The sequence below is a fragment of the Herbinix hemicellulosilytica genome, from assembly GCF_002904165.1.
Lineage (GTDB): Bacteria > Bacillota > Clostridia > Lachnospirales > Lachnospiraceae > Mobilitalea > Mobilitalea hemicellulosilytica.
The window spans coordinates 19,804-33,531 of sequence record NZ_CVTD020000028.1 but is presented as its reverse complement, the minus strand read 5'-3'; the positions used below and the strand labels follow the sequence as shown (position 1 = coordinate 33,531).

At 36.1% G+C, this 13,728-nt stretch carries 11 protein-coding genes; 1 reads left to right on the top strand and 10 read right to left on the bottom strand.

Annotated elements, in window-relative coordinates:
* Positions 1-70: 70 nt before the first annotated feature.
* The 7 genes from HHT355_RS12670 to HHT355_RS12640 all read right to left on the bottom strand — a co-directional run bounded on the left by HHT355_RS12670 (position 71) and on the right by HHT355_RS12640 (position 7,836).
* Positions 71-2,590 (bottom strand): DUF5702 domain-containing protein, encoded by a 2,520-nt coding sequence (locus HHT355_RS12670; protein WP_103203815.1) that lies wholly within the window; start codon positions 2,588-2,590, stop codon positions 71-73.
* Positions 2,591-2,629: 39 nt separating this feature from the next.
* Positions 2,630-2,824, bottom strand: a complete 195-nt coding sequence (locus HHT355_RS12665) for a Flp1 family type IVb pilin (RefSeq protein ID WP_330403407.1) — start codon at positions 2,822-2,824, stop codon at positions 2,630-2,632.
* Positions 2,825-2,854: 30 nt separating this feature from the next.
* On the bottom strand, positions 2,855-4,342 hold the full coding sequence (locus tag HHT355_RS12660) for a type II secretion system F family protein (RefSeq protein ID WP_103203814.1): 1,488 nt from the start codon (positions 4,340-4,342) through the stop codon (positions 2,855-2,857).
* Positions 4,343-4,351: 9 nt separating this feature from the next.
* The gene (locus HHT355_RS12655) at positions 4,352-5,095 is read right to left on the bottom strand and encodes a type II secretion system F family protein (protein ID WP_103203813.1); all 744 of its coding nucleotides are present in this window, start codon (positions 5,093-5,095) and stop codon (positions 4,352-4,354) included.
* A gap of 12 nt (positions 5,096-5,107) precedes the next feature.
* Positions 5,108-6,319 carry a CpaF family protein gene (locus HHT355_RS12650; protein ID WP_103203812.1) on the bottom strand — a complete coding sequence of 404 codons (1,212 nt, stop codon included), beginning with the start codon at positions 6,317-6,319 and terminating at the stop codon, positions 5,108-5,110.
* A 14-nt stretch (positions 6,320-6,333) separates the two neighbouring features.
* Positions 6,334-7,326 (bottom strand): P-loop NTPase family protein, encoded by a 993-nt coding sequence (locus HHT355_RS12645; RefSeq protein WP_103203811.1) that lies wholly within the window; start codon positions 7,324-7,326, stop codon positions 6,334-6,336.
* A gap of 240 nt (positions 7,327-7,566) precedes the next feature.
* Complete coding sequence (locus HHT355_RS12640; RefSeq protein WP_103203810.1) at positions 7,567-7,836, bottom strand: pro-sigmaK processing inhibitor BofA family protein; 270 nt, start codon at positions 7,834-7,836, stop codon at positions 7,567-7,569.
* 146 nt (positions 7,837-7,982) lie between these two features.
* Here HHT355_RS12640 and HHT355_RS12635 point away from each other — a divergent pair, with 146 nt between their 5' ends.
* Complete coding sequence (locus tag HHT355_RS12635; RefSeq protein WP_103203809.1) at positions 7,983-8,210, top strand: YaaL family protein; 228 nt, start codon at positions 7,983-7,985, stop codon at positions 8,208-8,210.
* A gap of 85 nt (positions 8,211-8,295) precedes the next feature.
* Here HHT355_RS12635 and HHT355_RS12630 read toward each other — a convergent pair whose 3' ends face one another.
* The 3 genes from HHT355_RS12630 to HHT355_RS12620 form a co-directional block, all read right to left on the bottom strand.
* The gene (locus tag HHT355_RS12630; protein WP_103203808.1) at positions 8,296-8,775 is read right to left on the bottom strand and encodes a flagellar export chaperone FliS; all 480 of its coding nucleotides are present in this window, start codon (positions 8,773-8,775) and stop codon (positions 8,296-8,298) included.
* Between the two features lie 49 nt (positions 8,776-8,824).
* Entirely contained in the window at positions 8,825-10,417 is a 1,593-nt protein-coding gene (locus HHT355_RS13675) for a flagellin N-terminal helical domain-containing protein (RefSeq protein ID WP_158245967.1), read from the bottom strand.
* Positions 10,418-10,488: 71 nt separating this feature from the next.
* Entirely contained in the window at positions 10,489-13,659 is a 3,171-nt protein-coding gene (locus HHT355_RS12620; RefSeq protein ID WP_103203807.1) for a DUF6240 domain-containing protein, read from the bottom strand.
* Positions 13,660-13,728 lie beyond the last annotated feature (69 nt).

Here is a 13,728-nt window from a genome sequence, read left to right as displayed (position 1 = left end):
AAATGTTTTAAAGAAGTGACTTAAGAACATATAGAAGAACGGACATTCCAGGCCACCATTTAACTTAACTTCAGTAGCTGTAACCGGAACTGACCGCATAATTCCGCTCAAAATCGGAGCCCAGATGTTCTTTTACAAACCCAAAAACCGTAAATAACGGTTTAATATCATATAAAGCTTCAGCTTCCAATCCGAATATACAGTTATGAAAAATAAAATTTACCCCGTAGCGCATATTTATGTTTTCCTGTATCAGATCCATCATACGGTATGAAAGTTTAGTCTGATCGGTAATGCAAAGGAAGAAGCTTATATATTCACTATAAGATATCCCTTTTACATTCTTATATACTTGGGCCTTTTTCTTTATTTTTTCTTTGGTCAGTAAAATCAAATCAGAATAATTTAAATCAATTTTCTTTTTAATAAAAGGTACTTTATAGCCTAAAAGTAATGCACAGATATCCACAAGACTTTCGGCAAAAGCCAGTAATATTATCAAAACACTTTGAGTAATTGCAACCAGAACAGGAAGTCCGGTAAATCCGACCAAAGAAGCTGCTATGACTTTGGCCTCACTTACTTTACCCTTATCAGCCAAAATAGAAATGAAATTAAGAACTGTCCTGATAAGGATCAATCTCATAATTATGGCATCTAGATTGTCCTTATCGGCGTTTTTTCCGTAAATAAGATATTCTCTTTCATAATCCAAAGCAGAGGGTTTTTTTTCGTTTTTTTCATCTTCATTTAATGTAAACTTGTAAAAATGCTCCTTAATATACTCAAGCAATAATATCCGCTTTGCTACCAAGTCCAGGCTGTTTTTCTTAAAATCTGTAAGGCTCAAATAATCAAAGCTTCCGAATAACTGGTCCAAACCGGTATTTTTATTGCCTATTTTTATTTTTCTAAAAAATTCTTTAAAAGAAAATTCCTGTTTATCTTCAGAAAAATATATAAGATCCGAAGGCATATTTCCCGAACCCAATTTTTTTGATGAAATAAAGTCTTTGTCCACTACCAAACCGGTTATGCCTTGTTCAAAGAGATCTGATATTGCCTTAAGAAAATCCGGATTATCCTCCCCTTGAATAAACAATGTGCTGTAATCAAGATTAAGTCCGTCGGTCTTATAACCTAAAATCTTAATATAAGCTTCCTTATATTTGGCTTTTGCCAAATCAAAATTCATGGCTGATAAAGCGTTAGATCCTTCGTTAAGGAATGTTTCGCATTCTTTCAGTATCTCACAATTACTTATAAGGATTGCTTTCATGCGGTCAAAGTCATATCCCTGTCGGTTTTCCGGCAGATAGGTTTTTATATCATTAAGCTCTTTTTCTAAACTGTCGTAAACTTCTTTGTCGATTTCATTCTTATAATTTTTTAAATTTTCTTCATAAGATATAATTTTGGGTTTAGCTTCTTTTACACTCTTTATAATTTGTTCCAATTCATAAATTGCCTGTTCTGTCGCATAAAAGCATCCGGCTATAAGGCTTTTTGTCTCTGACCCATTTCCTGCTATGGTATTTATACATTTGTTTTTTTCATCCGTATATTCTGAAATATTTATTTCAATTTCCCGGATTTTATCTTCAAGATCTGATATCCTAGCCTTTATCTCATTGATTTGAGCCGATAAACTTTCTTTTTTTTCTATATCATCTTTATCCAAAGACGACATATTGCTTTCCAGGCCGGAAAGGTTTAATCGGGCTTGTTCAATTTGCTCCTGTATATTATTTTCTTCGGCCCGGGCTTCTTCTATATTCCTTAAAACAAGCTGAAGCTTTTCAAAGTTACTTAAAATTGATTCAAATATTGGGGACGGATTTACATAATTATTCTGTAGGGCAAGAAATATTTGCTTATTGTTTATTCCTGTGTTTTCCATCGTGGGGATATCAAAAAGAATCTTTTTGGCAAAAAATTTTTCAGTTTTTAATATTCCGCCCTTATTTCTTAGCAGGCCTTTTTTTCCGGTCGATATTCCATCCAAATATTTCATCAACGCAAGTATCCCTTCATCTATAGATACCAATTCTTCATCAAGTTTTACTTTTTCTTCATACAGGATACTTATTTTTTGGGGCTGCTCAAACCATGATGTTTGCTTAAGAAAAGTCTCTGCCGCATTTTCCGCAGTTTTATATTTCATATATTCCGTAACTTCATGGATAAATAAACTTCCACGATAATCCGTAAGTTTTGCAACGTTTTTAACTTCTGCCGTTTTTAAGGTTATTCCGTATAATTTAAAGTTTGGTTTTTTCTTAAAGTCCAGTTCGGGATTAATGGTATAAGACATATAATTTTTTATTTTTTCATTAATTGAAGAAGTGTCAATTTCACTTTTGCCATAGGAAGCATCAAGGCCAAGTATATGATATTCATCCATAAGCGGCCCGTAAAATTCCGCCAATACGGAATCTAAAGATGTCAAAAAAGATCTTTCGGCAATTACTCTCGCAGCAGTAAGCCTCGCTCCTTCTATAACAGTCATTATAAGCGATAAAAGCAGTAAGAGCGTAAGGCTTAAAAATACGGTTATTGATGCTTTATGATTGCCTTTTAATAATCCCACCCCGACCACACCTTTTTTGGTAAATTCTGATTTAAATTTTTAAACTTCGGTAATAGCTTCACCTATTCTGTCAAATAATGTTTGAATAACCTCCTGTATATTGTCACGAAAGATTATTACCAAACCTATAAGAACCACAATAATTAATATAATTTCCACTACTCCGATTCCGCTGGCTTCAGCCGACATAAACCTTCTAAATTTGTTTGTCATATCTCTTATTCTCTCTTGCATATATAAACACTCCTTTCTTTTTTTCTGAATTTAAATACTAAAAGACATGAAAGCCGGTACCATAATTATTATCAGAACAATAAAAAGCATTATAACCATTGGTGCCAAAAGCTTTGTAGAAGCTTCTTCTCCCATCTTTTTAGCTGATTCTTTTCGTTCATGATAAGCTTCCATAGCTTCTGCTTTTAATAAGTTTACCATGTCCTTATTTCCTTTTTTTAAGTTCTGAACAAGTAAAGAACTGAATTTCATATACGACAAAAGGCCCGTTCTTTTGCCGAATCTCTCATAAGCCTGCACTTCCGGTATACCCAGTTTAAGTTCATATAAAGTTATAATCATTTCCTCATATACATACCGTTTTTCCGTATTATTTTGTTTTTTCTTATTTGCATATTCTTCACATATATTTGTCCATGCCTGTTTAACCGTCATACCGGCATTAACAAACAGACAGAATTTATTCACTATTTCGGGATAATCTTTTTGCATTTGAGTATTTCTTTGCCTTATCTTATTATCCAGGTCCCTGTCGGTTGCAAACCAGATCAATAGGGAAGCAACCAAACCAAGCACAAACAATGATACTGCAGGGTTAGATACAGGCTTTTCCCATTTGATATCATAATCATCCAGTTTCTCGGGCAGGACCCACTCTTTTTTGCTGTCAGATTGTTTTTCAATTTCCGCAATAGAATCCTTAAGCTTTTGATACAATTTTTCCTTTTTGCTTAAAACGGCAGGCCAAACGGTAAATGAAATAGTATGCTCAGCTTTTCTGTCCCGATATTTTAATATAGCTCTTACCTTTGTTTGCTTTTCTTCGGTCAGCTCCTCATTGTGGACTATCCCGCTTGCCGAAACAAGGCGGTAGTCTTCGGGCATCCACTCAACACTTATCCCTGTATTCGGAATCTCGGTAAAGAAATTAAGATTCGTCTGAATATAATCCGGACTTTGATTTTCCCCCAGTACTTCCCGTTCAAGATAAGGTATGGATTCTCCTAATATTTGATTCCATTCTTCATCGGTAAAATTTCGGGCATTATTTTGTATAATTATTTCGTCCTCATAAATGTCTTTTCTATCTTCCCGGTTTTCCATCCGAAATTTTAACCTGATATTAATGCTGCCGCTGCCGGTATCGGGACGGGTCAAGACACCGTCAAAGTAAGAAGGATTATTAAAGATGTTTTGAAGGGATATTATTAATGAGAGACCCGAAAAAGCAAAGATAAGAGCCAAAACGTAAGATAATTTTTTATAATGATAGAGTTTTATACAAGTATCTTTTTGGTCTGTGACACAAAGTGACCGGACTTTATTTTTTATCTCTGTTTTATTAATTAATTTTCCCATGCCGGTCTTTTCAAATATATATGCTGCCATAGGGTATAAGAAGTATAGAGTATGCTGTTTTTTATTCAAATCCTCTGATAGCAGCTCATTTCTTTTCTTTACAGATATGATATAAAGAAGTGTAAATAAAATTAATATTAATATACTGATGTACAACATAGCCTATCCCTATATTTCAATGTTCATAATTTTATTTATCAATCGGGATGTATACAAATATACCCCCAGCAGTATTGTCATTAGGATAATTCCAAAAATATTATGATATAAAGGTTTCAAAAGATTTGGAGAAGAAACGGACAAAAAACACAAAATACCTGCAGGTACATATTTCATAATATTAGCTTCCAATTTCTTTCCGGCAAGCATTGTCATTATTTCTCTTTTTACTTCCAGCTTATCGCTGATTATATTGGCGGTGGTTTTGATTATTTGTATCAAATCCCCGCCGGTCCTCTTGGCTGTTGAAAACACCTCGGCAAAACTGATGATATCTTCCATACCGCTTCGTTGGCCGAAATTGTATAAAGCTTTTTCAACCGTAATATTCATTTGAATTTGGTTGGCTATATAAGCAAATTCACTGATAATCATAGCCCCGTTGGGATACATACCTCTTAAATCTTTAATCGCTTCTTCAAACGCATGCTCTACACTAAACCCGGCTCCCAATGCCGCAGCAAGACTATTTATTCCATCCTTAAATTCCATATTTAGCTGCCATTTCCTCTTTTGGGCAAGCTCCTCTTTTTTTAATTTAAAATGTATTAAAATCAAAGGACATAGCATTATAATTCCCATTATACTTTTATAAAACAAATATCCCAAAGTAACTGCCATTAATAGACCTTCTAAAAAATAACGCATTTTTTCCCTTACGCTAAAACTATAAGTACCGTAGTCTTCAATCATCGTTATCTTCTCCTATAAGGCAATTCCTGCCCTGATAAGTTTATCCCTCCATTTTAAATCTCCTACCTTTTCCAATGTCCCTGTTATCTTTCCTTTGTCTTCACTCTTTTCGACAAAGGTATAAATAGGATTTAATACATATTCTCCGTTTTTTAAGTCCAAAAGTTCGGTTATTTCCAGTACTCTTCTTGACTTATCCCGAAGCCGCCCAAGATGAACTATAATATCTATGGCTGAAGCTATCTGCCTTCTGACCGCCATAAGGGGAATATCAGCTCCCATAAGGACCAGGGTTTCCAGCCGGCTTAACATATCTGCCGGAGAATTGGCATGCCCGGTGGAAAGCGATCCCTCATGGCCGGTATTTAAAGCTTGTAGCATATCAATGGCAGCTTCATCTCTTACCTCCCCTACTATAATCCTGTCCGGCCTCATTCTTAAGGATGTCTTTATTAAATCTCTTATTGTTATAGCGGTATTTCCTTCGGTATTACCGTTTCTAACCTCCAGACGGACAAGGTTTGGGATATTGCGAATTTGCAGTTCCGCCGCATCTTCGATTGTTATAATTCTTTCATCCTTGGGGATAAAATTTGACAGGACGTTAAGAAATGTTGTTTTGCCGGAACCGGTTCCGCCGCTTATAAATATATTGTATCCGGCTATAACCAGCTTTTCCAAAAATAAAGCCGCTTCTTTTGTAATAGACTGATATTCTATCAGCCGGTCCATAGTGATGGGATTTTCGGGAAATCTTCTTATGGTAATTACCGGACCGTCTATTGCTATAGGCGGAAGAACTATATTAATTCTTGAACCGTCAGAAAGCCTTGCGTCAACAATCGGATTTGAAGTATTGACAGCCCGGTTTGACTGGGACACAATTTGCTGAATTACATCCTCAAGTTTTTCAAGCGATTCAAAACGCTTGTCATATCGGATTATGATCCCGTCTTTCTCTATAAATATGTCTTTTGTGCCGTTTACCATAATTTCAGTAACAGAAGGGTCATCAAGCAAATCCTGAAGAACATCCAGTTTGCGGATAGAGTTAAAAATTTCTCTTCGCAGCCTTCTTTTTTCCTGCATGCCAATATAATTTTCCCTGCTTTTTGCAATCAGTATTTCATCTATTACATTCAATAGCTCTTCGTCAGTTATATCCGAGGTCAAGTCTATACTGTCAAGGACTTCTTGCCGAAGTTTTTCTCTTAACCAACTCATAGCTACTCCTTTCGTTACTTATAAATCTGCTCTGCCGCTTCTTTTCCGTAAGGCCTGACCGCATTAAATATATACTCTGGGTCTTTATTTTGTCCGGCTAAAGTGCCACCCGCCGGAAGAATTATTTTCTGGCAATTTATCTCCTCGGCTATGCCCATAAGATCTATCTGTCTTGTCCATTCCTTTATAACCAATTCTTCGTATGGCAGATTGCAATAAGCAAGGTAAGCTTTATCACTCTGCCTTAAAATCTCCATAGAAGCTTCCGTATATAATCCCAGGTAAAATACGACTGTTTCATATTCCTTATGATCTTTTAATTCTTTTATGAACTTTTCGGTTTCTTCCTTGCTAATAGAAAGAAGGTCAAATCCGTGCGCTAACCCTGACAAATATGACAGCCTTTCCGAATAGTTAAGATATTCTTTTAATTTTTCAATCATATCCGGCCGGTTTTCCTTAAAATAATACAAATACTCCGACAAGGCATAAGCCGCCTGCTCACTTTTTGCAGCAATATTTACCGGAAACATGTCCAAATTAATGAAAAGAGTTTTTCTTTTATGTGAAAGTTCCTTGGCAAGTGACCAGGCAAAAGATATTTTTTCTGCTCCGGCAACAGGGGAAAAAACGGATATAATCATAACATCCTTAAAAGCTCTTTTTTCATTACTGTCTTCAAGTTTCGTGTAGCAGGATACTATATCCGATGCAATATTTCCAGCCGACCGATATTTGTAAATTTGGCATTGCTGACTTTGAGAATCTTTTTGTGTTTCGGTAAGATGAATTATGTATTTAATGTTCTTGTTAAGCATTTCATCAGGAAGACTGTCAGTTCCGATAAGCAAAATTTCAACAGGCTGATATTTTATAAAATCAGCCAAACTTTCCTGCCTTGTAAAAAGTAAAATATCAAAATCTTCCCATTTCAAATTTTTTAAATACTCCATTAATTTGCCGGCATATTGTACGTCTGAATCATATAAGGCCAGAATCTTTTTCATTATAACCCCCTTTTAAAGGACAATAAAACAGCCGTAAGAGTGGTACAAAAACTATTAGAAGGATTTTATAAAAAAGCAGGGGATTAAAAAGAAGCTAAGAATTCAATCAGAAGTTTTTGAACTTGGAACAAGCATATAATACAGCCGCAACACTGTATTGTCAATATATTCCTGTTGAGATTTGTTGAATTTTGTAAAAATAAACAAAAAAAGCCCTTCCGGGCAGGCATTGTAACCAAATTATAGAGAATAATAAAATGCTAGTCCATAAAGAAGGATAAATCCGGGAAGCCCAAGTAGGCCGTTGGATAATATAGTGAATGCATTTACCCCCACGGCAACCTGATACCCTCCCAATCCGAGAATAAAATCCAAAAAATATATACCTGCCGTTCCGACACAGGCCCGAAGTACAAAATTAAGAATTAAATCCGGCTTGCGTCTTAGTATACATATCCCGATAAAAACAATACAAACTGCTATTATAATAGCAAATATTATCTTTTCCATATCTTCACCGCCAGGACAAAATAGGAATATATATACAACCTATAATATATATATATATAAATTTATCCAAAATATTCTAGCTGATAGAATAAATGGTTAAAAATCTGACTATACTAATAAAAAAATACGGTGGAAAGTGATGTGAAATGAAATTTTTATTCAGAAAAAAACCACAAAAAGAAAATAGTCTATTAAAAGAAATATATCAGACAAAAATTGCTTTGGAGGCTGCTTATTCCCAGTTTGAATATGTTGTTGACCCGGATTTGATAGACAGTTGCATCTATGAAATGAATGCCATACAAAACAGATATAAGTATTTATTAAAGCAGGCCAAAGCATCCGATCTCAGTTATATTGAAACAAAATTTTAAGTATTAGCTGCTGTGCAAAAAAATAAGGAGTGTCGCATAATCAAGAGGATATAGAATTATGCGACAATCCCTTTTGTTTGTCAGATTACGCTATGAAACCCCGGCTTTTATTATTAGGATTTATATAAGTTTCGTTTAAGGTTCCTTTCCCGTAAGTCAATCCTGCATAAAGCTGTTGGGTATTTTTCATCAAAGGTCCGCTGTTATCGTTTTTGCTTACCTCTTCAAATCCTGTCAGCAGTTTTTGCATAACTGATTTGGCATACTGCAAGGTAATCGGGTCACGCTTCATAAGAGCGCTAATGATTTGCTTACTAACGTATATGTAAAGACTCATCAGATTATAGGAAATTTTATATCTGAAATCCAAACATGCCATAAGCTCGCTTACGCATTTTTGCGCCCCTTTAAGCTCCTTCTCATAAATATCAGGATTGTTTTCATTGAAAGCCTTTATAGCTTCTTCAATTTTAGCCAGGGTTATTTCGTAAAGGATAACTACCAGCTCACTTCGGGAAGCCTGGGTTATTCTTGCGGTAAATGCCCTTATGGCTTCTTTATCCATATATTATTCCCACCACCGTTCTTCTGCATCCTTATCCAGTTAACTTAAATTATTGCTGCAATAAGGATAAGATTTGCTGCGGTCTTGCATTTGCCTGAGCGAGCATGGCGGTTCCTGCCTGTGCAAGAACGTTCCTTTGGGTGTATTCTGCCATCTCTTCGGCCATATCCACATCTTCTATGCGGGATAAAGATTCTGTCATGTTTTCAGAAGTTACATCAAGATTGGATATAGCGTGTTCCAGACGGTTCTGGTAAGCTCCAAGCTTTGATCTTATGGCAGATATTTCATTTATGGCATAATCCAGTAAGGAAATGGCTTTTTGAGCCCCATCTGCGGTCGCAATATTAATTTTATCTATTCCTAGAGTTTCAGGAGTCACCCTTGGAATACGGATGGACATGGTCTGTCCTTCATTTGCACCGATCTGAAGGTCCATGGGACCCGCATCAAGGACTGTTACCGTAATATCAACCGGAGTATAAGTTACCGTATCGTCTATCTTTCCATATGTAGGCTCATTATCAGGGTCTGTAATCACGGTATCTTCAAAAACCGTTCCTACGGTAGCCGGAGCCACTTCAAATACCATCTTAAAGTTATTACGGTCGGAAACCGTAACTTTATTTCCCTGAACGGATACGGTAGCTGTTTTTTCAAACAGCGAATCAGGTTTTTCAACGGAAAAATCTATCTCAGCTTTTGCATCATATCCCCGAACCTCAGTACCGGCTACGGTTAATCCTAAAAGCTCGCTTAAGCCCGGCGAATCACAATAAATCGAAATTACCTGATCTGAGCCGTATTCCTTTGAAACAAATACTAAAGATTTGCCTGATGAAAGAGATTCGCTGGCATAACCGGCAAGCTCCGGATATTTAGCCGTATCAAGAGGTTTGGACGGATCTGCCGCAAATACTGTTACATTAACAGCATCGCAAACATCTCTCAGCTTTTGGAATACTTCGTCTATTGTTTCCCCTTCTTTTATTTCTACGGTCTCTCCGTTGATATTAATTTTTCCGGCTTCACTGGCACTTATTTTTCTTGTTGTAGTAGTATACGGCACGTCATTCTCGTCTTTGCCTAAGTCAATAGTATTTCCTACCAATACGGCCTGTCTTGCATCCTGAGTAATCTTTATTGCATATTTTCCTACAGATACGGTATCAGACAAAGAAATAAGATTAACGCTGTTATTATTGGAAAATGACTTTCTGTCAATATTGCCGTTTAATAAGGTCATTGTATTAAATTCGGTATTTTCAGCGATACGGTTAATCTCTTGATTTAACTGATCAATTTCTGCCTGAATTGCAATTCTGTCTTCTATTGTATATGTACCGTTAGCTGACTGAACAGCCAGTTCCCTCATTCTCTGAAGCATGGCTTCAACTTCTATTAAAGCCCCTTCAGCCGTCTGTATTACGGAAATACCGTCGGATGCGTTTCTTGAAGCCATATTAAGGCCGGAAATCTGGGTTCTCATTTTTTCCGATATGGCAAGTCCGGCAGCATCGTCAGCAGCACTGTTGATACGATAGCCTGATGATAATCTCTGTAAACTTGCATCTAATAATTTATTGGTTTTTGCAAGCTGATTATTTGCTTTTAAAGCGGAAATATTATGATTAATTCTCATTGTCCGTCCCCTTTCCTTCTTTTCATAGCTGCCACAACCCTTCCTTGGACGAATGGACAGCAGACATTATTTTAATCAGCAACCTCCCTGTGGCTGACAATATCAGTTTCTTCCGCTGATGTAATCATATTTAATATTGCTTTCGCCACCCTGTATAATATCTTTTCGGTTTCGGGATTACCTGTCTCTTGAGTTTCTTCGGTATTTATATAACCCCGGATATTTTCCGGTGACCTTTGCAGGCAGAAGTTAATCTGCTTAATATCGAGATTTTCATTCTCTAAGTATCTTTTTAGCTTATCAGCCTGTTCTTTAAGTAAGTTTAGACCCTCGGCATTATCGCATACGAAATAACCGCTAAGTTTATTGTCTTTTATAGTTGCTTCTGCCTTTATGCTGCCTAGGCTATCAGATGTGTAATTTACGGAAACTTTACCTTTTTCACCTTTTCCTCTAATTATAGTCAGATTGACATGGGTTATTTTACCCCCTACTTCAACCGGTATATGGTAAAACTCCCGTTTTGCCAGGTTTCTTATAAACTGCATTTGAAGGCCCAGGCTTCTTAAACGGTTAAGCTTAAAGGAATCTATTTCCTCACCTTCGGATTCCCTGTCAATTAACTCGTTTACTTCTTTCTCAAGCTCATCATAAGCCTCATTCATTGTTTTCTTGTCAATTAATGTATCGGTTAAATCGTCAGTTTTCTTTAGTTGTTTTTTCATATTTTTGAACAAGGTATCTTTATTACTAAGAACATACTCTGCCATAATCAGGTTGGTTGTGGTGCATGGAAGCTTAAAATCATTTAAGAAACGTATCGCCTGATCGCAATTAGTGTATATTTCCCTTAATTCTTTTAATCTTTCATAATAAAAATCCTGATTGGCTCCCGTGTCGGTTTTCATATCCCTTATTTCATCAAACAGCTTTTCAACAGTCATATTGCCAATAGTATCCCAGACTTCCGCTTCCGTGCTATACGGTGAATTTTCCTTAATCTTTCGATGAAGTCCGTAAAGTTTCTCGGGGCTTAAACTGTCTAAAAGCTGTTTTACAATAGATTGCAAAATTTCACCCTGAGCAAAATTACCTTGGTCAGCCTGGTTTTCAAATACCGCACCCAACTGGTCGGTTATAGTCTCATTTTCATATGTAATATCCTTCAAAAGTCCGAATTCGTCATCAATCTTATAATCTGTATTTACCTTCTGGTTTGTTCTTAGGGCTGACAGAAGATGGTTTAAAGTCATTTCACGGCCGGATTTAATAACAGCTCCCAAGGCTGCCCCGTCGGACTTGTCAAGTTGATATAACAGCCTGTATATACCGATATACGCCTTTTTCTCAGCCTGCGATATCTCACCTTCTTTTTCCAGCTTATAAAGATAATTGCTGTACTTTTCCAAGGATGAATATCCTTGCGATTTCAGCTTTTCAATAAGGCTGTTTAGTTCTTCAATATTTAGGTCCATAGGGTTTATGCCATTCTTGATAATTTGAACCGCGACTGCAGGATTAAGGTTATTAAGAAGATAATTAACCTTAAGGTCATAAGCCTTAACCTGTTCTATGTTTTCATAAGTAATTTCCATCCGGTTATAGGCCAGTATTCTTATGGCTCTCCTGTTATAAACCGTATCTTCTATACCCATTTCATTCATAAGGGAATCCATATTGGCAAAAGCCTTTTGAATACTGTCACCGTAATCGGATCTGGGTTTAGTAAGCAACGGTTCATACGCTTCTTTTGCTTTTTCCAGTACGTCCAGCATATTTTTCCCGGCATTCAGTAAACCTGTCATGGTTTGCTGATCTCTTTCATGAAGAGTAGCACCTAGAATATATGCGGGCATAACTTTTAATTCACGTACGCTTTGGGTTGTTAATCTAAGATTTTCTATCTGATTTTCGTCGGGCCTTATTCCCTCAATCTCATAAAGCTGTCTAAAATAGTTTTCTTCTTCATAGCGAAGCCTTTCTACCACTTCCTGCAAAGGCCGGGTATCTATGCTGAAACCTTTTCTTTCAAGGCGCAGCGCTGCTTCCGCGGTCATTTTAAGCCTGATTTCTTCAAGCTGCCTTTTTGCGGCTAAAACTTTTGCCAATTCCTCTTTCGTAAGCTCATCTTCGGTATATTCTACGGTATTGTCACTAGTCCGAAGTTCTTCCAGGCCTTTAAGGGTCATTTCCCGATCGGTTTTTACAGCTTTTATAATTTCACTGTCATAGTTTTCATGAATATTTTCAATTACGTGTTTTACTTTTTCCCAATCAGGGTCTGATAAATCCTCCGTACTATATGTACTTTCGCCGTCCAATAGCTTATCATCATCCAATAAAACTACATCCTCAGGATATGCTCCGTTCCGCATTCCTTTTAGAATCTTATTCAAAATTTGGTCTTTGTCATAATTTTTTGAAAGATTATCAATTCCCGATACGATTTTCAAATTGTCTTTTGTTATAGGAAGGTCATTTTCAATAAGCCATCTGGCATTGTCAATAGTACTGTTATCAGCAAAAAGTCCGGTTTTATTAATCGCTTCTTCTATCTGAGGAAGAAGTTCCTGCCAGTCACTGTCGGACAGTTTTTTTACAGTACTTTTATTTTGGCGGCTGTATCTTGCTTTATATAAATTTTCAATGGTAAAAGGTAAATCTTTTTTTAGAAGATATAATACATCCTTTTTTTCTAAATTAGGAATCTCTTCACTTAACTTTAAGGCACCATTAATCCGATCAACACTTTCTTTTGTAACCGGCAGGTTAAAGGATTCCATTTTCCTTATCAGGTTATCCTTTGATTCTTTTGAATTTTGTGAACGGTCCGAATCTTCCCTGGAATTATCGGTTGAATTATATTCTTTTATATATTGTAGGGCCAAGGAAAGGGCTTCTATTGATAAATCTTCGATTCTAAAACCTTCTTCATAAAGCAGCTTATAGTCTTCTTTTGTCATTCTGTTAATAATATCTTCTATATATTTTTTTATATTCTGAAATTGTTTGTCGTTCTTTCTAAGGTTTAAGTCATTATTTTTAACTGAAAGCATAAGTTTTCCGTCTATATCGGAACTGATTGACGATAGCTTGGAATTACGGATATATTTAGATGTTTCTGTCTGAGTTATATTTTCTTTTTTCTTTTCTGTACTTGCTTTTAATGTTCTTGATTTTCTAAGTATTTCTAATAAAAGATCAATATCGTTATTTGCGTTATTTGTTATTTTGCTGCTCATATATATCATACCTTCCCAAGGTCATATATTTATTTTAAAATCCCAATTATCTGATATAATTTTAAGTGT